Source organism: Variovorax sp. GW821-FHT10D07, assembly GCF_059415325.1.
On record NZ_JBWKMZ010000013.1, the window covers coordinates 266,031 to 292,171 of the forward strand.

The window sequence follows — 26,141 nt, forward strand, 5'->3', positions numbered from 1 at the left end:
CGCGCTCCAGGTCCTTCGTGCAAGCGCTCAATCTGCGGCGACCGGAAGCAAGATCCGGGGGCCCTCCCAGTTGGTCCCCGTGCCTTGCAAACGAAGCCCCAAACATTTCTTGCGAAGGGTATGGTCGATGCCGGGCAAGACCTTCATCTGATAGCGGTCGTCCCCACGTACGAGCTTTACAGACCCCGGGCCGATACGCCAAGCGCCAACGATCATCGGCAGGCGGTTGGTCATGGATGACCATGCAAGCAGCACTGCCCCTCTCGACTTCTTGAACGGCCCAAGGCTTGTGTTGGCGTAGCGTTCAAGGTCCCAGAATTGCCGGGCCATCTCGGCGACAAGCTGTGGCTCGTAGGAAGGGTGATAAGTCTTTGATAGCCCGACCAGCAATGTCGGTACACCAACAAGCGCTGCTAGTTCCTCCTTGCTGACCGTCTTCCGCAGGTTTGCTTTGGCAAGCACCGCCTCAAGGGTGAGTACTGGGTGCTTGGCGCTGTCCTCCCGCTTCTGAAGGAGTGCCGCCTCATGAGGAACTTTTCTTTGGTGGCTAGCCTTTTTCTCCCAGACCACTTGAATCCCAAAAGCGTCCTGAAGCGCACGCTCTACCGTCGAGTAGACCTCGCTTGAATGCGTCTGCTCCAAGTTATACGCGAGCAACTTGATTACCGGTATCCCCCCGCCTCGCAGGATTGCGAGAATCTCACTCTCATGCGGCTTTGGGTTCGTCTTCGAGCCGACCGCCTCACGCCAGTGCTGCAGCACACGAGCACCTTTTCCTTTCCCAACATAGAAAGGCCTGAACTCACCGGGTCTGTAGTAGGCGTAAACGTAATCACCAAGTGCGGCGAGTGCTTGGGACATTTCACGAGGGAAGACTTCACTGAGCGAGGGAATCTTTACGGGCGCCATATTGTTGCTAGTCAGGGTCGATCTTTTAGGTTCTCATTGAGAGCAAGCCAAGGGGTATACCCCACCTGCTGTCCCTATGGGAGCGGAAGTAACTCCGGGAACAGCAGCTCTACCATTCGCTGATGGTCACGAGCTGGTTCAAACGGCTGCGGGTTGGATCGGTACTCCGCTCGGCTTTTTTCATAGCGCCTCTTCCACAGCACGGGATCGCCTTCGCTCGGCATTGTTTCGAAGCGTCCGTATTTCCGGACAGCGTGCATGAACCACTGAAGGTGATGTTTCTCTCTATTCGCCACCCGATGGGCCACCTCAACAAGCTTTTTCTGGCCTTGTCCCCACGGACGATTGTGCTTTGCTGAGTAGAGACACGTCAGCAAGCGCCGATCAAACTCCCCAAGGTATCTCGTGAGCTCAACCCCATGTTGCCTGAACCTCGAACGAAACTCGATCCAGTCGCTCTTTGCGTCAGTACCGTAGTAGCCAGTAGCACCCATCCAGGCTTCAAAATCGTCTCTAAGCCGTTGCTTCTCAAGCTTTAGGTTTCCTTCCTGGACCTGCTTCGCGGAGTCGTAATCAAAATGGTACGCATGCTGAGTGGCCGGGTTTAGCGTCAGAGCGTGAAAAGAAACGATCTGGCGATGAAGTCCCGAATGTCCGCCGCCTGAAGTTGGTCGCGCCCAGACGCATTCCAACAGAAACTCTCTTGCGTGAAGGGAAGCCTCCACAGTCTTCACGTTAACTACGAATGCATTCAAATTGTTGTTGTAGAAGACGTCGTCGTCAGTCATCCGTCGATGTTCCGCATCGAACTCGGCGAACAGCCATATCAAGAGGCCGCCCTCTTGCAGGTAGAAATCGCGCCTGGCTGCGATCACGTTTAAGTGCGTCGTCGATAGCTGGATCTCGAAAGCGATGGGCAGGCCCCGGTAGACGGCGCGCACGTCCGGCTGGCGGCGCCTACCCGTCAGCAAACCCTTCCACGTGGATTCCTGAGCAATATGCTCAAAGCGGCCATCTGCCACTAGGCACATGCAGACCCACTCTTTCATTCGGAGATGAAGTTTGCTTTCCTTGGCACCGTTGTACTTGCGAGCGTCAATCTCGTCTTGGCTGAGCACCCCCTTCGTGGTGGCAGGACAACTTCCATCGTCATGCCGATGCTTGAAGAAAAATCTAAAACGGTCTTTGGTGCGACAAATATGTACTGCGACGCCACACAACGAACAGCGATACAGAGGGTCATCCTTGAGCATTCGAGTACGAACCTCCATGCGAAGCCGCATCAACCGCTCGTAGTCCGCGCCCATCACTGCCGCAACGGATAAATGCTCGCCACTCTCCGTGTCCATGACCTCCTTGACTTCTGGCTTCTCAAGCCAAAGAGATTGGCCGGGCGCCGGACGCTCTTGACTTCGCCGACGCCCCGGTCGGAGACGAGAATCCTCCCGAGGCAAGCGCTCAGGAGAATCCTCAGCCATGCTTCTCAGTCACCTGAAGAGCCAGCAGTTGCCTCCTTCCGCTTTCTTTACTTCGCAAGCAGTTCTTCAGCAGACTTACCCGCTTCTAACGCAGCCTTGAACCATGCGGGACGGGGGCCTCGACCACTCCAGACATTTCCATCTTGGTCACGGTACTTGGGCGCGGCTGCACCCTTCCGTTTCACCCCACGACCGCCGGCAATCCGCCCAACCTTCTTGGCTGCACGAGTGCTTCGTCCGACAGAAACGCCTAGCTCCGCCGCGGTGAAGCCATATACGGCGATTGCTTCTTTGATTCGCGCCAAGACTTCAGCGGCCTCTTTCGTTCGAAGTTGATCAGCCTCTTTTTGAAGTTGCTCGATCTGCTTTTGAATCTCGATGAAAGTCAACTTTGCCATTGATAGGGTCCTTCTAGTTGATTGGAGCGCCATTATCTATCAATCAATTTCTTATTTCCACCAGTCAGAAGACAGATGAGCGATGAACTCTTGCAACTTTCCCGAAGCCCCTCGCCTCGGGAAACCTTCCCCATTTCGCTTTTCCTAGAGTTGGAGTCGTGCCGAGAACTTTGCGGCGTAACCTTGATATGGCCTGTCTACGAGTGAGGTCATTACATACGTAGAGCCATACGTCGATGCGGTGGCAAGTACCTCATACGGGTCTGTGCGGTACATTTCCATCGACCTTTTTGTGGTTGAACGTTCTAGAAACGGAGATCCCTACACCATGACTTCATCGAGAGCAGGTGCGCTCCCCGACTGGGAATCGCTAGCGACTTGGGTAGCGGTCGTCGAGTCGGGGAGCGTTTCCAAGGCCGCCATTGCACTCGGGGTGTCGCAAGCTCTTGTTTCGCAACGTGTCAAACAGATCGAAGATGCTACTCAGACATCGCTTCTAGACAGAAGTACCCGACCAGCCAACCCTACGGCTGCGGGCCAGCGACTGTTCGAGCATGCGAAAGGCCTGCTGACCCAAGCCGACCAGATGATGGAGAGCGTGCGTGCGGTGAGCCGCGCCAAGCGGCTGATCGTTCGCTTCGGCTGCGTCGACTCTTTTGCGGCAACGATCGGACCGATCCTTATACGTGCCTTGACAAGTTCCTCGCACCAGATCCGCTTATGGTCAGGCATAGGCCCGACGCTGGACTCGTCCATAGAAAATCGGCAACTTGACTTGGCGGTGATCACCAGTGACCGTCCACTCAGCGACGTGGTGCGCACGCAGCTTTTCTCCGAGCGCTACTTCATCGTCGTGCCGCGTGACTTCAGTCTTGAAGATCTTGACTCACTGCAAGCTGTGGGCAAGCAGTTGCCCTTCATCCGATACAGCGCTCGATCTCTGATCGGTCAGCAGATTGACGGCTATCTTCATCGACACGGTGCGGACCTAGAGCGAAGCTGTGAGCTCGATACCACTGACCCCATGCTCAGTTTGGTCGCAGCAGGGATGGGATTTGCGGTAACTACGCCTCTGTGTTTGTGGCAGTCGAGACAGTTTGCCAAAGATCTACGCGTCGTCCCTCTTACAACGTTCCGCAACCACGGCCGTTCAAACGAAAGCATGACGCGCAGCTTCTATCTTGCCTCCCGCGAGGGCGAACTCGGCTCGCTCCCTCAGCAGGTCAGTGACTTAGTACGCTCATCGATTCAAGGACCACTAGGCAAAGAACTGATCTCTTCACTGGGCCTTCCGAAGGATGCCATTTGGTGCTGACGCCTGATTTAATTATAAGGTCATCACCGCTTTCTTCGAACATTGGAAGAAGATGCTTTTTTCATGCATGCATGAGTTGCGCGACCTCACAGTCCTTGAAGGTTTCTCACTGACCGGCCGTTGCGTCACCGCAAGCCTGCGTCAACTCTTTCGCGGCACCGTCCCTTCGAGCGGAGCCTCAAGATACTGCGAAGATCAAAAGGGTGATACCTATGACGGAGAAAGACGCACTTTCTTCCTATTGCTCGAGCCCTTTCAATACAGAAACCATGTCTCCGCTGCGCCTCGCGGCAGGCAACTAACTTACTCGAACGACTGCTCGTGGAAGATATCCGTCGCCCGGTCATTCTCAATGCGCCTTTGCATTGCTTTCAGAGCTTCCTGGGCCCAAATTGCAATGACAGAATCGGCATGCCTCACGAGCTCTTTCAAGAGAGCCAAGTGAGGTGCTAGGGTCTGCGCAAGGCTGCCAGACCAGTGGCTTGGGTGGAAATGCTTGCCGAAGCCCTGGAGCACGGCCGCTTTGTCAGGTGCGATTTCCAAGAGGCGAGCCGCCAAGGGACTTAGTTTCGCTGTGCTCTCGCCGCTACCCAGTGCCAAGCCGTCATCGCTATTCGTAACCAACGCGACCTCGATGTCGCTCTTGGTCGCGAAGATATTGATTTCCCGCGCCATGAGTACGGCGCGCGTATCAGGCTCGGCGCGCACCCACTGCAGAAGAACGTCCTCGGGCGCACATTGCACCACGGGCCCGTGGCGCGCGATGAATCTAGCGCGAAATCCAAAATGGCGCTTGGGGTTCGGCTTGCTCATGAATGCATCTAGCGCGACCCAGGGCTGCAGCTTGAAGAGGGTGCAGGCTAGGTCACCAAAGTGGTCACCATGAGTGCGATAGTCCTCTAGGGCAACTGCGAACCGCGCAGCGAATTGCGCTGCGGAGCCAACTGCTTCTGGGCCTGAGAATGCGATCTTGGCTAGTTCATTGACTCGCCAAGCAGCGTTGGGCGTGTGAACTTCAAAAGTAAAGCGCGCTAGCAGACGGCGTGCGAGCAGCACCAGTTCTACGGGAACGGTCACCTGACGAGTCTTCCATTGATAAAACTCGGTGCCGAGTTGATCGATGGCAGTTAACACGGCGTCTTCCATCTGGGAAAGCGCTTCTATAGCTGCGCAAAATTTCACTATCGACAGTCCACTGGTGGTTCCATGCTGTGTTCGCAGGGAGTACATGTAAGGCCGGGACACCGCGCGTTTCATGGACTCAATGAGCCGGTCGCCATCCGCATCGTCCTGAGGCACCCCGAGCACCGTTGGGTAATGCGCATCGAGTTTGGCGTCGCCTACGATGCCGTCCAAAATCGCTGCGGCACTTAAGGGATCTTTTGTGCGCAGGCCATGGACGAAGCCGGCCAGCACAGCAAGGTTTGGCTCGCCAGGCGCTTGTACAAAGGCGTCGTGAAGAAGCTTCCAGTGACGCTGTGCATCAGGGGTTCCTTTGCCCAGGCCTTGCCCCAAGAGATGCTGCCGGCCGCTCTCTCCAGCAAAAAGATCTGGCAGCATCTCTCGCAGAATAGTGTCGTCTGCAGCAAGAGCGCTACCCAAAGCGACGACCCTGTCGTTAACTCGCTCCCAGGAGCTGACCAGATCACTCTCCTCAGCCTCATCTGATTCATCCACGGCATCAACTACGTCCAGCATGCCCCCGGCGTGGCCCAAGGTGTACGCGCGGACCTCTTGCGCGAGCCCTTCGGGCGCAAGCGCTGCGTCCAGCTCCTTCAATGCTTTCAGTGATTCGGGCGACGTTCGGTCGCTATCAAACCGAATGGCGCTTCTCGTAGCTATCCATCCCGCAGGCCAGCCGCTTGTACCAGCTAGTTCGAGCACCAAGGCGGCGAACTGGGCGTTTACACCGCAAGCCCATACCTCGCGAAAATGTGCCGCGACGGTTTGGCGCGCCGCCTGGAGGCCGTCAGCTCCTTGATCTGCGATGAGGCGAAGCAGCGAAAAGGCGCTCTCAAACCATGCAACGACTTCGGTGTGTGAGGCTGGCTCCCAGCCGAAACCATGAGGTCGTGCTCCGAAAGAGAAATCGTGCGAGGAGTTGATGTAATCAGCCTCGAGCATTGCATCGACTGCCACCCAGATCAGCTCGCGCCGCTTACCGGTGCTCGTGGCCAGCAGATGCTCCAGCAACCGGACCCGCTGAACTGGAAGGGCTAGCGTCCCCGAAAGTTGGATACGGAACATCTCTTTCCAGGCGTTGCGGCAGTCTACGGCTTTGCTCTCCTCATGCTGTGCAAGGGCAAGTAGCAGGGTCGCGGCGCTGTCAAAAGACTGGGGTTGGTAGGCCAGGTGCCGCAAGAGCGCACTCCATTCATGCATCGAGTCTTTGTGCCGTAGCACAAAGTCGGAACCTCCTTCCCCCAATGCGCGCTCCATGGAGGCGATGACCTTTTCGGGCACAAGCGGAGCAAGATTGATAAACAGTTTGCGGCCAAGTTGGTCTAGCTGCGAGGGGTTGGCTAGCCACTTCGCGTCATCCATCCAACGGCCGGCAATCGCACAAGCCTCTTCACTATCGTGTAGGTATTCGAGGCGGCGGCTGAACGAAATGAGAAGGCGCTCGCTGATAGCAAAAGCATCGATGATCTCGGATGGGGGCACTTCTTGCAGAGCCGACTTGGCGAGGCGGTTGGCCAGCGCCGGCGGCAACACCGCACGCCATCTGCTGCGCGACTGCACTAGATCTCGCCGCTTCAGATTTGCCACGTGTCTGTACAGCTCCGTCGTCGTCATTTCAGCCAGTTGGGCAAGTACCCTCAACTCCGCAGCATCACTTCTGATGTCCTCGCCATCGAAAGAGTAGACGAGCGAGCAGACTCGAGCGGCCCTGAGCAACTCCGGGTCGTCGTCCTGCCCCTGCCGAAAAAGACGATAAAACAATTCAGCGTCGTTCAGCACCCCGAGGGTCTCGCCCTTCAAAACAGTTCGGGCAAGGGCCAGCGCAATGCGCGCGTTACCGCCAGAAAACTCTGTGATGCGATGGCGGTCAGGCGCTGAGACGTGAGGTACCAAGCGCTCTAGGACTTTCTCAAGTACCTTGTCCGATGCCGGTGCGAGCTCGAACACGTCCGTCGCGTCGGGGGCGTCGTCATCCGCAACGTCGTACTCGACAGTGACAAGGCTCAAATGCGCGTTGTTCGCGCTGACGACATCGGCTAGCGTTCGGTGCGTCTTCGGGTTGCAGTTGTCGACGACAACGACTGTACGTTGCTGCAAAGCACCCAGACGTAAAAGCATCTCTCGTGCGCTTGGCTCGGGATCGTTCCCCAAGTCGGTGTACAGCACGGATGCTTGGTCGAGCGGCTTGCCACTTCCGACACCACCTTCAAACAGAGCTTGCACGAGGCGAGTTTTTCCTGTGCCGGACAGGCCGATGATACGAAGTACTTGGCCAGGCGTGTTCAGAGCAGCACGAAGCCTGCCCAGACCTTCGGCGATCGGCAACGCAGTCGCTGCGCTGCCTCCTGTGCGTTCCACAAGCCTGGCCGTCTCATCAAGCACGTAGGCAACACCTTCTGATCCGGACCAGGCCCCGTAGCCTTGCCAGCCCCGCAGGCGTGCGTTCACCCGTTCACGTAACCACATCTCGACGCCCGGATACTGGCGCACCCACCGCGCCAAACGTTCCCTGTCGTAGAAGTCAACCTTTAGGTTGGCGTGGTTAGGCTGATCCGTCACGGCTTTTCGCATTGCGTCGAGGCGCTTAGCAAGAAACGCGTCGGCCACTGTCCCCTTTGAACTCACGATGACATATGCACCCTTACTGACAATGAGTTCCTTGATGGAGCTTCGCAGCACGCCCTTTGGGCGCATCTCATCGGTAATCTCACCCACGGGCATGTTCTCGCACTTCACCTGGAATCCAGTATTCGCACGGGGAACAAAATCATGCGAAATGCTCGCAGACGTGGAACCAGGAGCAGCGCTGGCAACCGTGGGCTCATCAGTACTCAGGGCATCGGCGTTAAGCCCACTACCCGCGATACTGGCATCAACAGCGTTGTCTACAGTATCGAGTTGGATGCGAACGTCCACGCCCCCATCCGGGGCAGTCTGATTTCCGCCCGCAAGCACGGCTGAAAAAGGCCGGCCGGTACGACGCAGCTCTGCCTCGCAAAGCTTGACCACGAGTAGCCTAAGGTCTTCGTCCCCAAGCTGGGCAACATGTTCACCTGTGAGATCGAGCTCAGGCATCTAATACTCCTGACATTACATTTTTTTGGTGGGCTGGACGTGTAGCGCGTATCAAGGTCGCCGGATGAAAATGGCGTCGACCGGCTGGCCCGTCATTCTGGCGAAAAGTCTCAAGGGTTTGGCGACGATCGAGATGTGAGATCGCCGTGAAGCGCTTCGAAAATCGTGCCCCACAATCAACACTTACTTGTCTGCGCGAATTGATCCAGGCTTGATTCGTTTCTTAGACCGTTCCGCTCCGTGCGCTGGTCGTATCCAGTCAGCTCTGCGCCTGTTCAAAAGCAGCTGACAGAACCTCGGTCCAAGTGAGGATGCGCGTGACATTGACTGCTTCAAAGGGCAAAGCAAGAATTTTCCTTGAAGGAAAAATTGCGATGTTCCGACCACCAGGATTTGCTGCGCTGGGATAGACGACTCCATCCAGCGGACCACCATCCGAAGATTCGAAGCCCTGAGCGAGAAATTCTGACATAACCTGAGTGGGCGCGTAGTGAATGTCCGGCAGGCGAGGCCTCTCAACAGGCTGTGATATTTCCTGGACAAAGCTGCGAAGAAAGAGAAGCTCGTCGTATAGGTGGCCACGATCCGAATCGAAAAGGGATGGCACTGGGGGAATCTGGGTGAAGTCGACAACACGCAGTGGAGCAATCGATTGATAGACCGCCGCTGGAATCACCTCATCCTGCCCCAGCGCGCCCATCTCAGCAATCATTGTGTTGAGATCGAACGCCAAGTACAGATACGGAATGCCTGTTGGATTCATTCGACCGGAAGTTGCTACATCCCTAGGTGGAGCTCCAAGCGCCTCCGCAACCGGCTCCCAGTTGGCGCCGGGACGAAGAATGCGCCCTCTGTAAAATGCTTCACCAGGTGCAATCACTTTCACCAGTCCGCTCCTGCCAATGAGGCTCCCGATGGCCGCGAGCATATCCGCAGGCGCAATGCCGTCTTCAGGATGCTCATACGAGCGCTGATGAAAATGGAACCGTGTTCGGTGCCTGACCACAAAGCAGAAATTTTCCCAAGCACCGTCGAGTTCTCGGTTAAGTGGCAAAGTTCCCCAACTCCCGTTAGGGGCCTCGACCCAGTCGACGACTTCGAACGACTCCTCCACCGCCTGCAACACCTCCGGGGTCGCGTCGAAGCCAACTTCGCCAAGCACGTCTTCTGTCGACATCGGCTGATCTAAGTACTGGCCGTCGGCGTATGGTGTCCCGACTCTGTCGACATCGCCATATCGCTTCAGCACCGTTTCGGCGACCCTGGATACCAACAGACGAAATGGCGCGGCAATGGGCTGCTCCTGCGAGCGTCCACAAAAATCGCACCTGTTGTTCACGGAGGCAGCAGCAATCATGGCGGCCAGGAAATCCTCGTGAATACACTCGGCGCACACGAACCTACTATCTTCATCATGCCAGCCGCGTCTTTCGGCTTCCATCATCGCTCGCTTGGCTAGTCCCATAAGACTCCTTCATCCGTTAAATAGCGGAAGTCACTCTTTCCACGAATAGACCATCGATCAGTTGGCGTGTGAAGCACAGCGACACTGCTTCGGACTCATCTCGTGTGATGAATTTCATTTAACACGCACTGCGTTCTCAAGTATCTCTCTTTTCGCTCGAGCGGTGAAATTGCTGCGACGCAATCCATAGCTGCACTGCACTTGCACTACCCGCTCCAGTTTTGGAAGTCAACAATCCGGCAAACGGCTAAAGCACGTAGTTACGGCATACTTCGAGCAAAACCGGAGGGAACCATGTGGAAAAGAAACTCGACAAAGCTCGTCGTCGCAACGGCCAGTGCGATCCTGTTAGTTTTGATCGCGTTGGTCATTAAGCATCGCCCCATGACACCTGGCGACTGGGCGTCATGGGTCCAAGCGTTCGCATCTATCCTTGCGATCGTGGTCGCATGGAGCGCTGCCGCATATCAACTCCACGTGTCGCATGAGACGGCGATAGAGGCAAAGATTCAGGCGGACAGGCTGTCCGAAATGGCGGCGACCCGCTCGCTTCTCTTGTTGACGAGGGAGACAGCGGCGACGTTCGACTACATCGCTGCAAAAATGAAGCAACAGATGGGCAAACGAATGTCGCTTCGCACAGAGCGGGTCGAGGAACTGCAGATCGCGTACCGCAGTTTCCTATCGAAAGATCTTCCACCGCTTTTACTCATGAGCGTGCTCGGTGTACAACGTGAACTAGCATATTGCCTTACGGCTCTTCGTCAGATTGAGGAACGTAGGTCAATCTCCGAGGAACGATATCAGCGCGCGAGACGTAGGGCAGAAACCGTACGAACCATCGTCACGCAGATCGGCGTGCGCTACGGACAGTTGACGGCTGGGACTACGGAAGTCATGTTCGATGCAGTGCGTCTCGACTTCGAAGAAATGGATAGCGATGCGCAATAGAGTGTCGTGGTCCCGTGCGGCCTTCGCTAACTTGATTTCAGGTATTCCCATCTGCTGGGCGCTAGGCAACCGAGACAGGCCCCAGCAGCGGCAAATGTCTAACCCCACGAACTTGTTACCAGTCAGCGAACGACGCGACGGGAGCTTGCGCAATCTCTTTTTTTTTTGCTTCAAGATTTTTGACTAGGTCATCGGTGGCTGCCTCGACATCGGCAGGCACGAGCCCACGGAAGGGCAAGATGAGGAATTTGCCCCCCTCTTCATCGAAGAGGTAACGGCATCGCGTTGCAACCCGGAGCCTATAGGAACTCCATTAGATGATGTCCCGGCACACGTCTTTCAGCTGCGCAAAGCTTTTCGACTCGAATCAAGACCAGGCGACGCATGATCAACGCTAGATCGACCATGCTTCCCCTTTCGGTAGCGACCATCGGGTCATCCGCACCCCTACCAACCTCGGATCTGGATCCACTCATCAAGGCACGCACTGCTTTCAACGAGGATCGAACTCACCGTTTCACGCTCTTTCGATATTGGAGCGATCCTGATGACTACGCCTGTGGGATCAGCATGAACCCATCGGGGGCTGCCGAGGACAAGGACGATCGAACAGTCGCTGGAATGGCGCGCCGAGCAAAGCGAGAGTGGGGGGTCGGTGCGTACTATCAGCTCAACGTCATGTCGATCCGTGGAACCAAGTCTTCCGACCTGAAAAATGCCGACACAGTGAATCTTCCGGAGAACGATGAACACATTCGTCGCATTGTTCGGGACGCGCGTTTGGTCGTGGTGAGCTGGGGCAATATCGGACACAAGTCCGGCAGAGGGCCCGCAGTAGAGAAGATCTTGCGGGAAGTGTGCGCACCGGAGAAGGTATTCTGCTTCGGAAGAAATAAGAGTGGAGCACCAGTCCACCCCCTCCGTCAGCCTCGTTATGCGCCTCTGGTGCCCTATTCACTTTGAAGTTCGCGCCGTCGCTCCCTCAGCACTCAGCACTCAGCTCTCAACTAGTACGGCACTACGTGACGCTCTGAAACGTCAGCTGAGCGGAACACCGAGCTCACCGGTCGGTAAGTGAGCCCGGCAGACAGCGTCCGACGGCTTGGGCGGAAGCCGAGCTACTTCCAGACAGCTTCTGCGACCCGCAAGAAGTTCTCACCCAAGATCCCTCGAATGTCATCGTCGCTGAAGCCATCCGCCTGCAGTGCATCGCAAAGCGGCGGCACCTGCTCGGGCTTGAAGTAGTTCCAGGTTGCGGGGTATCCCTTGGGCCACAGATCCTTGCGCGATGTGACCTTCTCCACGTGCTGCTCCACGAAGAAGACGTTGTCGATGCCGAGAGCGATGTGACGCGGCCCCACCTTGTCTGCGATATAACGGATGTGGGGCATCATGTCCTTCACTTCAGCAGTCCCCTCAGCGCCCAAGAACTTGCCGACTCCACACATACCGATCACCCCGCCCTGCTTCGCACAAGCCTCGATCTGATCATCACGAATGTTGCGCTCGTGATCGAAAACCGCTCGGGCATTCGAGTGGCTGAAGATCACCGGCGTCGTGGAGGCCTCCATCATCTCCATCGTCGCGCGATAGCCGGTATGCGTGCAGTCGACGATCATTCCCACACGGTTCATTTCCGACACCAGTTTCAGACCGTAGCTGCTCAAGCCCGCATCCACTCGCTCATGACAGCCAGTCGCCGCGGCGTTCATGAGGTTGTAGACCAGCAGCATGTGTCGGACACCGAGGTCGTACACCAACTCGACCATATTGGCGTCGCTCTGGAGAGAACTGCTGCCTTGAAAGTGGAAGCCCACAGCAAGCTTGCCCGCAGCTTTCGCGGCGCGAATCTCGGGCACGCTGCGCACGAAGGTCATGATGTCCGAGTTCCGGCGGATCATCTCTCGCACACCCGCGACGTTGTGAATCATCTCGCCGGTCGTCTCGAAATCGCCGCACACGGTCAGGCTGATGTAGCTGATCCCCGAGGCATGCATGCGCCTGAGGATGGACTCTCGGCCCATGTAGTGAGCCGCGAAGGGAAGAGTCAGATCACAGATGGTCGCGGAGCGATAGAGATCGGAAAACTTGGACGTGGGGGTATCAGACATGAGTAGGGTCTCCAGGGATCAATGACAGGTAGCGCACGAGCTGGCCTCGCGCGGCCGTGAGTCAATCGTTCAGATGACAAGCGCTGAAGTGCGAGGGGGCAATTTCTTTCAACGCAGGCCGCTCCAGCCTGCATCTTTCAAAGGCGTGCGGGCATCGCGGATGGAAGTGGCACCCTGAGGGCGGATTCAGCGGGCTTGGAATCTCGCCCTTCACCACAGCGAACGACTTTCGACGTGCATCCAGCCGAGGCACTGAGGCCAACAACGACTGGGTATAGGGGTGGTTGGCGTGGCCATAGATCTCTTGCACTGGCGCCTTCTCGACCACTCGACCGAGGTACATGATCACCGCACGATCGCTGATGTGCTCAACGACGCCAAGATCGTGGCTGATGAAGAGATACGTCAGCCCCAGGTCCGAGCGCAGCTTCATGAAGAGATTGATGATCTGCGCTTGGATCGACACATCCAACGCAGCCACCGATTCGTCGCAAACCAACATCTTCGGCTGCACTGCAAGTGCACGCGCGATGCCCACGCGCTGGCGTTGGCCGCCTGAAAACTGATGAGGAAAGCGATTCTTGAACGATGGATCCAGCCCTGCACGCCGCATCTGCTCGTCCACGTAGTCTGAGATCTCACTTCGCCCAACCAAGCCATGGACTCTCGGGGCCTCGCCGATGATGTCCTTCAGCCGCATGCGCGGATTCAAGGAAGACATCGGATCTTGGAAAATCATCTGCGCCGAAAGCTTTGCCGCCTTCGCTTCACGCGCGGAGAACGTAGAGGCATCCGCCCCCTGCCAGTACAGAGAGCCCTCGGACGGAGGCATGATGCCCGCAACGATCCGACCGAGCGTGGACTTTCCACATCCGGACTCACCGACGAGGCCTACTACTTCCCCTTGCGCGATCTCAAGATCGACGCCGTCCACGGCATGCACCGTGACTTCTTTCTTCGGCGCGCCTAGACGCTGTGCAACTTGGCTAACGAAGCCCGGCTTCTGGGTAAAGCGCTTGCTGACACCTCGCGCCTGAATCATCGGGGTGGTGCTCATAGCGCGACCTCATGGGACTTCGGAAAGCGAACAGCGTTCGCGGGCAAATATGGGTGATGACATCGCACTCCATGCTCCGGCGCGAGCTCGCGCAAGATCGGCTCTTCCTTGCAAAGGTTCGTTGCTCGCTCGCACCGGGACTGAAACGGGCACCCTTGAGGCAGGTTCAAAAGCGAAGGCGTGGTACCAGGAATCTGCTTAAGTGGCTCGCCACGCTTGTTGCGTCCAGGCACGCTGCCGATCAATCCCAGTGTGTACGGGTGCATCGGGGCATCGAGCACGTCATCCACACTCCCTTGCTCCACGATACGACCTGCGTACATGACCGCGATGTAGTCGGCCAGGCCTGCAACGACTGTCAGATCGTGCGTGATCCAGATCAAGCTGGTTCCCGTTTCGCGCACCAGCGACTGCATCTCCGCAAGGATCTGCCCCTGGATCGTCACGTCCAAAGCCGTCGTCGGCTCATCGGCGATGATGAGGTCGGGCTTGTGCAGCATCGCGATGGCAATCGCAACTCGCTGGCGCATACCACCCGAGAACTGATGTGGATACGCCTTGAGCCGTTCGTCCGGGCTAGAGATCCCCACCAACTGCAAGACCTCACTTGCGCGGCGACGAGCCTCCTCGCGCGTTGCATCGCTATGGGCTTGCACCGTCTCGATCATCTGCGTATCGACGCGCAACACCGGGTTGAGCGTCATCATGGGATCCTGGAAGATCATCGCGATGCGGTTGCCTCGAATCTGACGCATCTCCTCTTCCGACATCTCGCGCAGATCTCTCCCTTGAAAGAGGATCTTTCCATCGACGATGCGACCAGGCTCGTCAATCAGTCGCATGACTGAGAAGCCGGTGATCGACTTCCCGGATCCGCTCTCCCCGACGATGCCAAGGACTTTGCCTCGCGGCACGACGAACGACATGTCATCGACCGCTTTGACCGTGCCAGCTCGAGTGAAAAAATGTGTGCGCAGGTCGCGCACCTCCAAAGTGTGAACAGAGCTCATGGCGATCAGCGAAGCAAACGAGGATTGAGCACGTTGCGCAGATGGTCTCCAACCAAGTTCATAGAGACGATCGTCAACAGCAAAGCTATGCCGGGATAGAAGCAGATCCAATAGTTACCTGCCAGCAGATGCTGATACCCGTTCGCAATCAGCAGGCCCAGAGAGGGTTCGGTGATCGGCACGCCCAAGCCCAAGAACGAGAGCGTCGCCTCCAGCGCGATCGCTCTGGCCACTTGCATCGAGGCCACGACCATCAGCGGTGGTAGGCAGTTCGGCAGCAGGTGTCGAAGAATGATCCGATGCACCGGCAGAGACAAGCACTGCGCAGCCTCGATGTATTCCCGGCGACGCTCCGCCAACGCCGCACCGCGTGCAGTTCTCGCCACATATGCCCACTCGACGATGACCAGTGCAAGGACGATATTTCCGATGCCTTTGCCAAGGATCGTCAGGATCATCAGCGCCACCATGATCGAAGGGATCGAGAGCTGGAGATCGACCAAACGCATCAGCAAAGCGTCTGTCTTTCCACCTCGATATGCAGCAAGCAGCCCCAGCAACGTACCGACAACGAAGGCAAATGCCGTCGCACCGACGCCAACCATCAGACTGATGCGCAGGCCATACAAAATGGCCGAGAGCATGTCACGTCCCTGGTCGTCGGTGCCAAGCCAAAAGGTCGTCCCACTGACGCCCTGCTCTCCAGGCTTTGCCTTCGCATCCATCAGGTCTAGATGGGCAATGTCGTAAGGATTCTGCGGTGCGATGAACGGAGCCAGGACCGCAAGAACGACAAGCGCCATGAAAACCCACAAGCCGGCCAACGCCATCCGGTTCGCTGTGAACTCGCGCCAGATTCGGCGCAGCGGTGTCTCATCGGCCACGGATGCACCTTTGGTCAATGATGTGATGCTCATTCCTTGTTCTCCAACCGAACGCGCGGATCAAGCACCGAGTACGTCACGTCCACCAACAGATTGATGATCACAAACACGAGGACCATCAACATCAGATACGAAACGATGACTGGCCGATCAAGCACGTTGATGCTGTCGATGATGAGCTTGCCCATGCCTGGCCAGCCGAACACTGACTCAGTAACCACCGCGAACGCGATCGTCGAGCCAAGCTCCAGACCAACCACCGTGATAACCGGAATCAGGATGTTCTTCAAAATATGAACGCCGATGATTCGAGCGTTCGTGAGGCCCTTGGCACGAGCGAACTTCACGTAGTCCAGGAGGACCGCTTCGCGAACACCCGAGGCTGTGAGGCGAATCACCACGCTGATCTTGAAGAGCGACAAGCTGATCATGGGCATCGCCATGTGCTTGAGGCCGTCCAGCGTCAGAAAAGACCAGCGCATGCCGAGGAACGAGACCGTCTCCCCTCGCCCGCTCGAAGGCAACCAACCAAGGTGCACCGAGAACAGGAAGATCAACATCAAGCCGATCCAGAAGGTCGGCAGAGAGAACCCAAAGATGCTTGTGACCATGATGGACGATGCCGCGGGCGACTTGGGCTTCAAACCAGCGATGAAACCCAGCGGCATGCCGATGAGCAGCGAAAGCAGCGTCGCGCCGATGGCCAGCTCCAACGTGGCGGGCATGCGCTGCGCGATCAACTGAAGTGCGGGCTGATTGAATACAAAGGACGACCCGAGGTCTCCGTGCAAGGCCCTCGCGGCAAAGTGAAGGTATTGCTGCCACAAAGGCAGATCCAAGCCAAGAGAACGCACGATGGCTTCGCGCTCGAGCTGGCTAGACATGGGGTTCACCAGAATGTCGACCGGGTTGCCGATGGCATAGATGCCAGCAAACACGATCATCGACATGGCAACCATCACGAATAGCGCCTGAACGAGGCGTCTAGTGAGATAGGCAAACAAAAGAAGCTCCTAACGCCGCAAGATGTACGCACGACGAAGGCGATGAACGAAATCGCTCATCGCTTCGCGTCGAAAGTTTTCGTTAGGGCTTGCCCGCAGCGCGAGGCACGACACTCATGGCAAGCGTCTTGTCATCTACTCTGCTGATGTAGTCGAGCGTAGGTTTGCCTGCGAAGATGGCCATGGACAGGTTCAGTGGAACAACGAAGTAGTCGTCCGTCACGATCCGCGCCGCCCGCTCGAGCAGCTCGCCTCGGCGCTTGTCATCCATCTCCTCCGCTGCAGACTCAATGAGCTTGTCTACTTCGGGATTCGAGTAGTGAGCGTTGTTGTTCACCCCCATGCTCTTCGCACGGTCATAAGTGTGCGCCAACGGGCCAAGCGTCCGAGTGGCGTCCAACGTCTCGTTGGACCAGCCCACCATGTACAGAGGCATCGTGCTTTGGCCACCAGTGCGCGTGAAGAACACGCTTCCAGGGTAGACCTCCACCGTCGCCTTGATCCCGATGCGAGTCAGCATCGAGCCGAGTGCTTGACACATTTGCGCGTCTGCCGGATAGCGATCGTTGGAGCACGTCAGCGTCGTCTTGAAGCCCTTCGGATAGCCCGCCTCTGCAAGTAGGCGGATGGCCTCATCGGGCTTGTAGGGGTCAACGCTTCGGCCTTGCACATAGCCGGCACTTCCCTTCGCCACGATTTGGTGTGCTGGTTCGCCGTTTCCGTTCAAGACTTTCTCGATCAGCGCCGTACGGTTGATGGCCAACGAGATTGCGCGACGCACGCGCAGGTCTGTGAATGGATTCTTTTCCAGCGGCTTGCCATCGTTATCTGTCAGAGCCGGCGAATTCACGACACTTTCGTTGGGTGCCAGGTACATGACCCGCATGGTTGGCCAGCGGAACAAGGATACGGCCTTGTTGTTCTTCAGCGTTACCGCATCACTCAACGGCACGTTGTCGATCAGATCCACCTCCCCCGCCAGCAGCGACGCGGTTCGACCCGCGTCGTTCGGGATGATGCGGTACGTCACGCGAGACCATGCCGGCTTGTCTCCCCAGTAAGTCTCGTTGCGACTAAGAACCAGACGCTCGCCGGGACGATACTCCTCGTAGCGAAATGGTCCGGTGCCGATTGCCGCGACCCCGGAATTGAAGTCCGCCGTGCTACGCCCTTCGCTTGCTCGTTTGGAGACGATCGCAATCCCCGAGGTCTGGTTCGGAAGAAGCGGATTTGGCTTAGTCGTGACAAAGTCAACCGTGTAGTCATCGACTTTCTCGACGCGATCAATACTCGCCAAGTAGTACGTGTACGGAGCTGTGTTGTTGGGGACCTTCGGTACACGCGCAAAGCTGTAGATCACATCGTCGGCGGTGAAGGGCTTCCCGTCATGGAAGGTCACGCCCCGACGAAGAGCGAAGCGCCAACGGGTTGGCTCCACAAGCTTCCAGGAAGTTGCAAGTTGCGGCACTTCCTTGCCCTCACGGTCGCGATCGACTAGACGCTCGAAGATGTGCTTGCCGAAGGCAACGTTGGACTCTAAGAACAAGAAGTGCGGATCCAGCATCGGCGTGCCGCGCGTTCCGATCTTCAACTCTTGCGCCATCGCGACGCTGGATACTGTCAAGGCGACCGCAGTCAGTGCAGTCGCGCAGATCTTCATAAGCGTTTGTCTCATATCTATTCCTCTGCAAGGCATAAAAAGTCATGCTAGTGACAGGGAACAATGAGGCCGACAGTATTAAGAACGTTGATGCTCTTCATCAGCGCCCCCTTCTGCGGTTGAGGACGCTGGGTGTTTACGCCGTTTGGTCACAACGTTTCTTTGTGCGTAGCCGCCTAGGATCAGCTACTCCGGCGGCCTGAAGCTCGCGATCTTCTTCAACGCCTCCCTAAGCCGGGGAGCAGCGAAGTCGAGGAAGCTTCGCATCTTTACGGGCATCTGGCCGCGAGATGCGTGAAGCAAGTGAACCGGCGCGGCGTCCGGTTCATAGGCCTCTAGAACAAGGCGCAGTTTGCCGTGCTGCATCGCATCTACGGCTTGATAGTGGAGCAGTCTCACCACCCCCACATCGCCAAGGGCTGCTTGGGCTGCAGCCTCGGGCGTCGTCACCGTCAATCTCGGCTGAATGGGGACATCAATAACGCTACCGAGTTGCGGATGCCGAAAGCGCCACGAAGGGAACGGCATGGGTGTGTCGATCGACACACAAGGAAGACGAACCAAGTCTTCGGGCTTGCGTGGCGTGCCATGTGCGCCCAGAAGTGCAGCGCTCGCACAGGTCACCGTGCGCATCTCGCCGATCTTCGTCGCGACCATCGAGCTGTCCGGAAGCTTGCCAATCCGCACCGCCATGTCGACCTGGTCACCCACGAGATCGATATTGCGATCGATCAAGATGAGCCGAACATTGATCTCGCGAAACGTTGCGAGAAAGTCCGCCACTGCAGGCAGCACATGCAGTCGACCGAACATGACCGGTGCGGTGAGGACCAACTCCCCTTTGGGCACGGTGAATTCGCCAGCGACCTCTTGCTCTGCCTCTTCGACTTGTTCGAGGATGCGACGTGCGGCGGCAACATAGACAGAACCCGCATCGGTGAGAGTCAGCTTGCGCGTGGTGCGAGTCAACAGCCGTGTGCCCAGCAGCGCCTCCAGGTCGGAGATTTTTCGACTCAAAGTTGCAAGTGGAACCTTCAGTTCACGGCTCGCGGCGGAGAGGCTTCCCCGCTCTGCCACCACCACCAACATCGACATTGCCTCGAGGCGATCCATCTCATCCTTCCGGATATTGGTAGAGACATTCTTGCTCTTGCCGGATTATCAGTTCAGGCGAGAGGGAACATGATTCGTATCGCCCGAGCCGATTTCGGCTCTCAACTTTAAAAAGGAATACATCATGTCCCGACTCTCCGTACCTACCGTTGATACTGCTCCTGACGCGTCCAAGCCAACGTTGGAAGCTGTGCACAAGCAGCTCGGCGTGGTCCCCAACTTGTTCCGAGTGATTGGAAACAGCCCCGCGGTGCTCACCGGGTACACCAGCTTCAATGGTGCGCTGGCAAAGACACTGGACGTTAAGACGCGCGAGCGTATTGCTCTCGCGGTTGCCCAGATCAACGGCTGCGACTACTGCCTTTCCGCTCATACCTATCTAGGACTGAATCTTGCGAAGATCAGCCCGCAGGAGATTGCACTGAATCGAAAGGGAGAGTCAGGTGATGCGAAGGCGAACGCGGCGGTGAGCTTTGCTGCGAAGGTGACGCAGGAGCGCGGGCATGTGAGCAACGACGATATCGCCGCGGTACGGAGCGCTGGCTACACCGACGCTCAGATCGTGGAGATCGTTGCCTTGGTGGCGGAGAACAGCTTCACGAACTACCTGAACGAAGTAGCGAAGACTGACATCGATTTCCCGGTGGTTCGCGCGAGCGAGCTTGGTTAAGCAATAGATGGGCGCTGGCATCGACCGCGCCCAGTTCCGAAGATCTTGCGAGGTGTCTCCATGTCGTATGGCTTTCTCGATATTGCTGTGACCCCTAGTGTGCGGGCTGTCCAGGTTCAGATGGGGACGGACCATATGTGGGAAGACTTCCAGGGTCACCGAGAGTTCGATCGGCTCACGGCTAACGTCGCAGCGTTCATTGCTGAGCGCGATAGCTTTTACATCGCGACGGTTTCCGAAACGGGATGGCCTTACGTCCAGCACCGTGGTGGGCCGCGTGGATTTCTCAAAGTCCTGGATGATCGGACGCTTGCGTTTGCAGACTATCGAGGAAATCGGCAGTACATCACTACTGGAAACCTTGCTGCCGAGGATCGCGCATGTCTGTTCTTCATGGACTACGCGCGAAGTGCGCGTTTGAAGGTGTTTGCGCGAGTACAAACGCTTTCAGTTGATTTTGATCCGGCCCTGACCGACACGGTCAGGACGCCAGGGTACGAAGCAATGATAGAGCGCATCTTTAGGATTCGCCTCGAGAGCTACGACTGGAACTGTCCGCAGCACATCGTGCAGCGTTTCTCAGAGCAAGAGGTGGCGCACGCCGTTCGCCCTCTTCAAGAGCGTATGACCCAGCTTGAGACCGAGAACGCGAGATTGCGTGCTCGCTTGTCCGGTTCATTGACGCCTTAGCACCGCGGCAGATTCGCGGTGAAGACGATGAGTGCGGAGGGACCTTGGAGCCGTGCAGCCCCCTACTCTCCCGACTCGGCCTCCGCCCCAAGCTCCGACGCGATCTCAAGCAACTGTTCGGCGCTGGGTTTGTCCCAACCGGCACCGAAGGTGGCATCACCGAAGAATCGCAGCATTTCTTGGCGGACCATGGGATGCTGCCAGCCGCTTGAGGCGAGGCGCTTGATGATCGACGGATGTGCATCGCGCGCACGAAGAGCCTCAAGCAGCTGCGCCTCAAGATCGCGCTGTGCGTCTTCGGACAGGCCTTCGAGGGCGGAGGCGCAACGCTCGTTCTCCCTTCGCGTCCACTCTGCTTGCCAGCGCGCTTTACGCGCAGAAGGCAACTCTCGTGCAATCGCCAGTGCGCTCCCTTCACCTGGACTGGTCGCCGCTGGCGCAGCGACTGGTTGCGTGGCATTTGCGAGCAACGCCTTGAGGTAGCGCAACGGGTCGCGCAACGCCTCGGGGTAAGGATTGGCCAGGCGGCGCTCGAGCGATTCCAACGCTAGGAGCACTGCGGACTCTCCGTGTGCGGCAAGCAAGGGCTCAATAGCCTCCTCCGGAATGTCCATCGCGGCAGCCCGGGTGATGAGGCTCACATCCACTGGTGTAGGCGGGCGTGTCAGCGCCAAGCTGGCTTGCTTCTTGACGCCGATATGAAACTGAACCTCGTCCACGAAGCGGCCTTGCTTGTGCTCGACCAGTTCGATGTTGAGATCAGTGATCGCGTTGACTTCAGCGAGCGCAGGCTTGAGCGTGTCGCGCTTGAAGATGCGGTACTCAAGGCGCTCCGATTTTTCCGAAGGCGGATTGCCGCTGAGCACGGGGTACCACCAGCGCCAAGGTTGTCGCGCAGTGCGACCGATGTCCTTGTAGCGAGTGCAGATCTCGTAGAGCACGACGCCTGCGTGAGTACGCAGCTGACTGATGACCTCTAGGCGTAGCCGCGCAAAGACCGTGGGCTCCAGAAGCTCCTGCTTGAGGTTTACGGCGTAAGACCACTCTACCCAGACTTGCCCACGCTCCTTGCTGAGCTTGGCATGAGCAAGCAGACCGCTCACGTTCCAAGTGGCGCCCTCCCCTGACGTTGGAGACTGCCACTCAACCGTCGTCGACACCATGGCCCGTAAGTGCTTCTTTATCAAAGCGTGGTCGTTGCTGTCGAAGTCCAGCCCCTTCACGACCGTATCGAGTGGCGTTCGAAAGACATCCTTCTCCAAGCCCTGCTCTTGTGCCTGGTAGAGCAAGACGTTGTAGCTCTTGCGTCCCAAGGTCGTGATCCGGGTGGACTTCGGCACGATGGCCAAGGTGTTGACGGCCTTGCGCAACAGCTGGCTGTCGTCCGGTCTTTCGAGTCGCTGGCCATCGACCTGGGAATCGGAGTTCCTTTCGGTCGCAGCGATGGAGGATTTGGGCTTGCGCGGCATGGACCAACTGTACGCGATGTGTGAAAGCGAGATTCACCTCAGGACAGAGGTTGCGTGATCCTGAAAACTCTCACGTGTTCATGAGAGGGAGGATCAAGGGGCCGCTCCAAAGCGGAGAGTTTTCGGGACCGACACGCTCGGCGTGGAAGCACTTTGCTTGGTGGAGGCGCATTCCGTTGTCCTGCGCGTCCGTTCGTCACTGCCAACGCTGCTCCCGGCAGCTGTGCCGAGCCTCACGCGATACAAATGGTGCCTACGGTCACGCGAAGGTCCCGAAAACTCTCACCTCAAGCAGTGGCGAGGGTCGGCATGGGGTATCCCGTATTCACTCACGCCAAGACCTTAAAACTCGCCGACTTATCCCGTATCCCACGCGCTTCATCCCGAAGAATCTCCAGATCGTCCCGTCGACCTGCATATGAGGTTAGCTAAGTCGTTGTTGCCAAAGGAGATTTGGCACCCTAAAGAGTTTAAAGGGATTGAAGGATTTGAAATCTCCAAACACAGGAGTTTGTCGTTGCCCGAACAACAAACGAATTTCCGCATCCTTGACGATTTCAACCATCAGGTCACGCTTTCCGTAAAGGTCGCCAGTAAACTCACGGCCAACCGGAGTTAACACAATGACCTCAACACCACTACCTCAACCAAAGCTCATCAGCTTGGCCGACATTGCCGACCAAGCTGAGCGTGCGGCAGCCATGATGGAGCAGATCCGCGCGACCATGCTGGCTCCAACGGCGCGAAAAACCGCTCCCAGCTACAGCCTATCTCAACTTGCCGCCATGCTCAGCGTTGAGAAGGGCTCGGTTTCTCATCGACTGACGAAGGGGGACCTGCCGCCTGGAAAGTTGAATGCGGCTGGCAGCCGCAGGGAGTTCACGTTGGCGGAGACCCGGGTTTGGGCACGAGAGTACCGTCGAGACAGGCTACGGCCCCAGGGGGCGGAGGCTGTGACCATCTCGATTGGTAACTTCAAGGGTGGCGTGTCGAAGACGACAACAGCGGTCACCCTCGCTCAAGGGTTGTCGCTTTTGGGCCATAAGGTCTTGGTCATCGACACGGATCCGCAAGGGTCGCTGACAACCTTGTTTGGCATCCTGCCTGATACCGAGGTAGAGGAGCAGGACACGATCCTGCCATTGGCCATGGGGACGGAAACGTCCATTCGCTACGCCATCCGGCCGACGTACTGGGATGGAGTCGACCTGGTTGCGGCTGCGCCTTCCTTGTTTGGCGCGGAGTTCTTGCTGCCGGCGAGGCAAACACAAGAACCAGGGTTCGAGTTTTGGCGTGTGCTCGATCTCGGCATCGATGACATCCGAGGAGAGTACGACGTGGTGATCCTCGACACGCCCCCTGCCCTGTCGTACACCACGATCAATGCCTTCATGGCGTCGGATGGAATCATCATGCCGTTGCCACCGAACGCATTGGACTTTGCGTCTGCGTCCCAGTTCTGGAGCTTGTTTTCGGACTTGGCTGGGGAGCTGCTGACCAAGCGAGGGTTGGACAAGCACTTTGATTTCATCCACGTACTGCTCGCTCGCGTCGATTCTGCTGATGCTGCGAGCACCGTCATTCGACAGTGGATCGGCCAAACGTACGCGGAGAAGGTTCTTCCAGTGGAGATCCCTAAAACTGCGGTCACTGGCGTGGCGAGTGCAGAGTTCGGTACGCTTTATGACGTCTCTCGTTATGACGGCGGTGCACGAACTTTTAAACGTGCACGCGATGCATACGACAGCTTTGTTGGTCATGTCGAGGGCTCGATCCGTACCGTTTGGGCGCGCCAGCTGGGGGCGTTGAACGGTTCAACACCCGCTGGGGGTGCCCGGCCTAAGGAGGCACGTCGATGACAGATCGGTTGTCTCGAGAAGGTGTTGAACGGTTCAACACTGCGTCAATGGTGATCGCCTTTTCGAAGGGTTGGCTATCAAATCTCCCCCAGATCCGATGTGTTGAACGGTTCAACAGTGCTGGGGAAATGTTTGGCAAGGAGGGCAAGGAATGAGCAAGAAGCTTGCGGCGAAGGCCAGTCTGATCCAAATGCCGCCGGCGAGGACGCCAGAGGCAGCTCCCATATCGTCGCCGCCTACCGTGACGGAGGATGGCACTGATGAGAGCGCCAAGGCGACGCCTGCCGAGTCAACTGCTGCATCTCAGCCCGTGGTGCCCAACCCTGTTCTCCTGACCTCTTCGGCGGCGTCGCGCCGAGCAGCGATGCCTTCGCTCGCAGTGGATGGAAGGCCCAGAACAGCCCCTGGATCCATGGCCGTCTTCATGGCGGCCCAATCCGCCGCAGTGAAGGAGGCGGAAGAGCTCAAGATAAAGCTGCGGGCCTTCGAAGGCGCTGTGCCGGTGCGCATGCTTGATCCCGCGCGCATTCGCGGGTCCGTGTGGGCCAATCGGCACGTCGACGGCTTGGCCAATAAGGACTTTGAGGAGCTGCGTACCGACATCGCTGCCTCCGGTTCGAATGTGCAGCCCATATGCGTGCGGCCTTTGGCGGAGGGCGAGGATCCGGAGCATGACTTCGAAATCGTGTTCGGTCATCGTCGGCATCGCGCCTGCCTGGAATTGGGTCTATCAGTTCGAGCAATGGTGGCCGAAATTGATGACCAGGGGCTGTTTGAAGCGATGGAGCGAGAGAACCGCGCCCGCAAGAATCTGAGCGCCTGGGAACAGGGAACGATGTATCGAAGGGCTTTGGACGGGGGGCTTTATCCCTCGCAGCGCAAGCTCGCAGAGTCGATCGGCGTGGACCTCTCGCTCATCTCGAAAAGCGTTGCGCTGGCCCGCCTTCCTGACTCTGTGGTGAGCGCATTCAAGTCCCCTCTGGATATCCAGTTTCGCTGGGCGCAACCGTTGAGCGAGGTACTGCAGCGTGACCCAGAAGGGTTGGTAGCCCGCGCGAAGGCACTGATGCCCCGCAGGGGAACCATGTCTGCGAAGCAAATTCTCGATTCGCTGCTTCAGCCGGAAGATAAGGTGTTGAACGGTTCAACACCTTCTGTGACCGAGGTGCGATTTGGGAAGCCGGGGAAGGGTGCCGTGCTTAGCCATGACGCTAGCGGACGGGCGATCCTACGGTTCGACATTGGAGTGTTGACGGCTGAGCGTCAAGCTGCGCTGGTCGCGTGGCTGGAGGCCGGATTGGAACTGAAATAAAGTAAGTATTCACTTCAAAAAAGCCGCCAATGGGCGGCTTTTTTGTTTCTTTCCTAGGTCGCAACCGCGCAGTGCAGCGATGTGGCTCCAAGTCGCTAGTTCATCAGATGAACTTAAGAAAAAACTTAAGCATGCTGGTGACTTGCTGCACTCATGTGAGCCGGTCTCGAGTTTGGATGGCCGGAGAGCTCGCTGGCGGCACTCATGATCCGCCGAACTTCAAAGTTGGTCGTAACTCGTTGATTTTTCGACACTTTTATTCTTCCAACTTCGATCGACAGGATTGTGCATCGAAAAATAGCACGGATGATTATTGAAACTGCCGTGCATTTCCGAGCTCTATGGGCGCCCATGCCGCTTCGGCTTGTCGAGCTTTGACGTTGAGCCTGTACTTCTTTTTGGGCGATCAGAATGCCCCTTCGACTTCGGGGCGCAAGGTGTTGAACCGTTCAACACTCACTTTTCAGACCGTTGAACGGTTCAACACCGGAGCGAACATTCGCCTAGTTGTTGGGTTTCAAGGATTTGT

General features: G+C 57.3%; 20 protein-coding genes. 7 read left to right on the forward strand and 13 right to left on the reverse strand.

Going from position 1 to position 26,141, the window contains the following annotated elements:
* Positions 1-27 precede the first annotated feature (27 nt).
* The 3 genes from AC07PU_RS31835 to AC07PU_RS31845 form a co-directional block, all read right to left on the reverse strand.
* Positions 28-861: an LEM-3-like GIY-YIG domain-containing protein gene (locus AC07PU_RS31835; RefSeq protein ID WP_495322309.1), complete on the reverse strand. Its 834-nt coding sequence runs from the start codon at positions 859-861 to the stop codon at positions 28-30.
* A 122-nt stretch (positions 862-983) separates the two neighbouring features.
* Positions 984-2,258 carry a DUF6035 family protein gene (locus AC07PU_RS31840; protein ID WP_495322311.1) on the reverse strand — a complete coding sequence of 425 codons (1,275 nt, stop codon included), beginning with the start codon at positions 2,256-2,258 and terminating at the stop codon, positions 984-986.
* A 176-nt stretch (positions 2,259-2,434) separates the two neighbouring features.
* On the reverse strand, positions 2,435-2,785 hold the full coding sequence (locus AC07PU_RS31845; protein WP_495322313.1) for an H-NS histone family protein: 351 nt from the start codon (positions 2,783-2,785) through the stop codon (positions 2,435-2,437).
* 328 nt (positions 2,786-3,113) lie between these two features.
* Here AC07PU_RS31845 and AC07PU_RS31850 point away from each other — a divergent pair, with 328 nt between their 5' ends.
* Entirely contained in the window at positions 3,114-4,100 is a 987-nt protein-coding gene (locus AC07PU_RS31850) for a LysR family transcriptional regulator (protein WP_495322315.1), read from the forward strand.
* 303 nt (positions 4,101-4,403) lie between these two features.
* Here AC07PU_RS31850 and AC07PU_RS31855 read toward each other — a convergent pair whose 3' ends face one another.
* Entirely contained in the window at positions 4,404-8,357 is a 3,954-nt protein-coding gene (locus AC07PU_RS31855) for a hypothetical protein (protein ID WP_495322317.1), read from the reverse strand.
* A 259-nt stretch (positions 8,358-8,616) separates the two neighbouring features.
* A complete protein-coding gene (locus tag AC07PU_RS31860) occupies positions 8,617-9,822 on the reverse strand; it encodes a HEPN-associated N-terminal domain-containing protein (RefSeq protein WP_495322318.1) in 1,206 nt (401 codons plus the stop codon).
* Positions 9,823-10,116: 294 nt separating this feature from the next.
* On the opposite strand from AC07PU_RS31860, the gene AC07PU_RS31865 reads away from it, so the two are divergent.
* Together AC07PU_RS31865 and AC07PU_RS31870 are read left to right on the forward strand one after the other, a co-directional pair.
* Positions 10,117-10,773 carry a hypothetical protein gene (locus AC07PU_RS31865; protein ID WP_495322320.1) on the forward strand — a complete coding sequence of 219 codons (657 nt, stop codon included), beginning with the start codon at positions 10,117-10,119 and terminating at the stop codon, positions 10,771-10,773.
* Positions 10,774-11,157: 384 nt separating this feature from the next.
* Positions 11,158-11,736 carry a DUF1643 domain-containing protein gene (locus AC07PU_RS31870; protein ID WP_495322322.1) on the forward strand — a complete coding sequence of 193 codons (579 nt, stop codon included), beginning with the start codon at positions 11,158-11,160 and terminating at the stop codon, positions 11,734-11,736.
* Between the two features lie 155 nt (positions 11,737-11,891).
* Here the strand turns inward: AC07PU_RS31870 and AC07PU_RS31875 are convergent, their stop codons facing one another.
* The 7 genes from AC07PU_RS31875 to AC07PU_RS31905 all read right to left on the reverse strand — a co-directional run bounded on the left by AC07PU_RS31875 (position 11,892) and on the right by AC07PU_RS31905 (position 19,612).
* Positions 11,892-12,884 carry a dipeptidase gene (locus tag AC07PU_RS31875; protein WP_495322324.1) on the reverse strand — a complete coding sequence of 331 codons (993 nt, stop codon included), beginning with the start codon at positions 12,882-12,884 and terminating at the stop codon, positions 11,892-11,894.
* 61 nt (positions 12,885-12,945) lie between these two features.
* Positions 12,946-13,941, reverse strand: coding sequence for an ABC transporter ATP-binding protein (locus AC07PU_RS31880; protein ID WP_495322326.1), 996 nt, complete (start codon positions 13,939-13,941; stop codon positions 12,946-12,948).
* The gene (locus tag AC07PU_RS31885) at positions 13,938-14,951 is read right to left on the reverse strand and encodes an ABC transporter ATP-binding protein (protein ID WP_495322328.1); all 1,014 of its coding nucleotides are present in this window, start codon (positions 14,949-14,951) and stop codon (positions 13,938-13,940) included. The genes AC07PU_RS31880 and AC07PU_RS31885 overlap by 4 nt, the downstream gene beginning before the upstream one ends.
* Before the next feature lie 5 nt (positions 14,952-14,956).
* The gene (locus AC07PU_RS31890; protein ID WP_495322330.1) at positions 14,957-15,868 is read right to left on the reverse strand and encodes an ABC transporter permease; all 912 of its coding nucleotides are present in this window, start codon (positions 15,866-15,868) and stop codon (positions 14,957-14,959) included.
* Positions 15,865-16,839, reverse strand: a complete 975-nt coding sequence (locus tag AC07PU_RS31895) for an ABC transporter permease (protein WP_495322331.1) — start codon at positions 16,837-16,839, stop codon at positions 15,865-15,867. The genes AC07PU_RS31890 and AC07PU_RS31895 overlap by 4 nt, the downstream gene beginning before the upstream one ends.
* An 82-nt stretch (positions 16,840-16,921) precedes the next feature.
* Complete coding sequence (locus AC07PU_RS31900) at positions 16,922-18,514, reverse strand: ABC transporter substrate-binding protein (RefSeq protein WP_495322333.1); 1,593 nt, start codon at positions 18,512-18,514, stop codon at positions 16,922-16,924.
* 171 nt (positions 18,515-18,685) lie between these two features.
* On the reverse strand, positions 18,686-19,612 hold the full coding sequence (locus AC07PU_RS31905) for a LysR substrate-binding domain-containing protein (RefSeq protein WP_495322334.1): 927 nt from the start codon (positions 19,610-19,612) through the stop codon (positions 18,686-18,688).
* Between the two features lie 124 nt (positions 19,613-19,736).
* Here AC07PU_RS31905 and AC07PU_RS31910 point away from each other — a divergent pair, with 124 nt between their 5' ends.
* Together AC07PU_RS31910 and AC07PU_RS31915 are read left to right on the forward strand one after the other, a co-directional pair.
* The gene (locus AC07PU_RS31910) at positions 19,737-20,282 is read left to right on the forward strand and encodes a carboxymuconolactone decarboxylase family protein (protein ID WP_495322336.1); all 546 of its coding nucleotides are present in this window, start codon (positions 19,737-19,739) and stop codon (positions 20,280-20,282) included.
* 60 nt (positions 20,283-20,342) lie between these two features.
* Positions 20,343-20,972 carry a pyridoxamine 5'-phosphate oxidase family protein gene (locus AC07PU_RS31915; protein ID WP_495322338.1) on the forward strand — a complete coding sequence of 210 codons (630 nt, stop codon included), beginning with the start codon at positions 20,343-20,345 and terminating at the stop codon, positions 20,970-20,972.
* Between the two features lie 62 nt (positions 20,973-21,034).
* Here AC07PU_RS31915 and AC07PU_RS31920 read toward each other — a convergent pair whose 3' ends face one another.
* On the reverse strand, positions 21,035-22,441 hold the full coding sequence (locus tag AC07PU_RS31920) for a replication initiation protein (RefSeq protein WP_495322339.1): 1,407 nt from the start codon (positions 22,439-22,441) through the stop codon (positions 21,035-21,037).
* 623 nt (positions 22,442-23,064) lie between these two features.
* Between AC07PU_RS31920 and AC07PU_RS31925 the strand changes: the two genes are divergently transcribed.
* Together AC07PU_RS31925 and AC07PU_RS31930 are read left to right on the forward strand one after the other, a co-directional pair.
* Entirely contained in the window at positions 23,065-24,300 is a 1,236-nt protein-coding gene (locus AC07PU_RS31925; protein ID WP_495322340.1) for an AAA family ATPase, read from the forward strand.
* Positions 24,301-24,451: 151 nt separating this feature from the next.
* Positions 24,452-25,612 carry a ParB/RepB/Spo0J family partition protein gene (locus tag AC07PU_RS31930; RefSeq protein WP_495322341.1) on the forward strand — a complete coding sequence of 387 codons (1,161 nt, stop codon included), beginning with the start codon at positions 24,452-24,454 and terminating at the stop codon, positions 25,610-25,612.
* Positions 25,613-26,141 lie beyond the last annotated feature (529 nt).

What these genes read in the sequence shown, in the direction of transcription:
- AC07PU_RS31835 (WP_495322309.1), bottom strand. Translation starts at nt 861, where the DNA reads ATGTCCCAAGCACTCGCCGCACTTGGTGATTACGTTTACGCCTACTAC.
- AC07PU_RS31840 (WP_495322311.1), bottom strand. Translation starts at nt 2,258, where the DNA reads ATGGACACGGAGAGTGGCGAGCATTTATCCGTTGCGGCAGTGATGGGC.
- AC07PU_RS31845 (WP_495322313.1), bottom strand. Translation starts at nt 2,785, where the DNA reads ATGGCAAAGTTGACTTTCATCGAGATTCAAAAGCAGATCGAGCAACTT.
- AC07PU_RS31850 (WP_495322315.1), top strand. Translation starts at nt 3,114, where the DNA reads ATGACTTCATCGAGAGCAGGTGCGCTCCCCGACTGGGAATCGCTAGCG.
- AC07PU_RS31855 (WP_495322317.1), bottom strand. Translation starts at nt 8,357, where the DNA reads ATGCCTGAGCTCGATCTCACAGGTGAACATGTTGCCCAGCTTGGGGAC.
- AC07PU_RS31860 (WP_495322318.1), bottom strand. Translation starts at nt 9,822, where the DNA reads ATGGGACTAGCCAAGCGAGCGATGATGGAAGCCGAAAGACGCGGCTGG.
- AC07PU_RS31865 (WP_495322320.1), top strand. Translation starts at nt 10,117, where the DNA reads ATGTGGAAAAGAAACTCGACAAAGCTCGTCGTCGCAACGGCCAGTGCG.
- AC07PU_RS31870 (WP_495322322.1), top strand. Translation starts at nt 11,158, where the DNA reads ATGATCAACGCTAGATCGACCATGCTTCCCCTTTCGGTAGCGACCATC.
- AC07PU_RS31875 (WP_495322324.1), bottom strand. Translation starts at nt 12,884, where the DNA reads ATGTCTGATACCCCCACGTCCAAGTTTTCCGATCTCTATCGCTCCGCG.
- AC07PU_RS31880 (WP_495322326.1), bottom strand. Translation starts at nt 13,941, where the DNA reads ATGAGCACCACCCCGATGATTCAGGCGCGAGGTGTCAGCAAGCGCTTT.
- AC07PU_RS31885 (WP_495322328.1), bottom strand. Translation starts at nt 14,951, where the DNA reads ATGAGCTCTGTTCACACTTTGGAGGTGCGCGACCTGCGCACACATTTT.
- AC07PU_RS31890 (WP_495322330.1), bottom strand. Translation starts at nt 15,868, where the DNA reads ATGAGCATCACATCATTGACCAAAGGTGCATCCGTGGCCGATGAGACA.
- AC07PU_RS31900 (WP_495322333.1), bottom strand. Translation starts at nt 18,514, where the DNA reads ATGAGACAAACGCTTATGAAGATCTGCGCGACTGCACTGACTGCGGTC.
- AC07PU_RS31905 (WP_495322334.1), bottom strand. Translation starts at nt 19,612, where the DNA reads ATGGATCGCCTCGAGGCAATGTCGATGTTGGTGGTGGTGGCAGAGCGG.
- AC07PU_RS31910 (WP_495322336.1), top strand. Translation starts at nt 19,737, where the DNA reads ATGTCCCGACTCTCCGTACCTACCGTTGATACTGCTCCTGACGCGTCC.
- AC07PU_RS31915 (WP_495322338.1), top strand. Translation starts at nt 20,343, where the DNA reads ATGTCGTATGGCTTTCTCGATATTGCTGTGACCCCTAGTGTGCGGGCT.
- AC07PU_RS31920 (WP_495322339.1), bottom strand. Translation starts at nt 22,441, where the DNA reads ATGCCGCGCAAGCCCAAATCCTCCATCGCTGCGACCGAAAGGAACTCC.
- AC07PU_RS31925 (WP_495322340.1), top strand. Translation starts at nt 23,065, where the DNA reads ATGACCTCAACACCACTACCTCAACCAAAGCTCATCAGCTTGGCCGAC.
- AC07PU_RS31930 (WP_495322341.1), top strand. Translation starts at nt 24,452, where the DNA reads ATGAGCAAGAAGCTTGCGGCGAAGGCCAGTCTGATCCAAATGCCGCCG.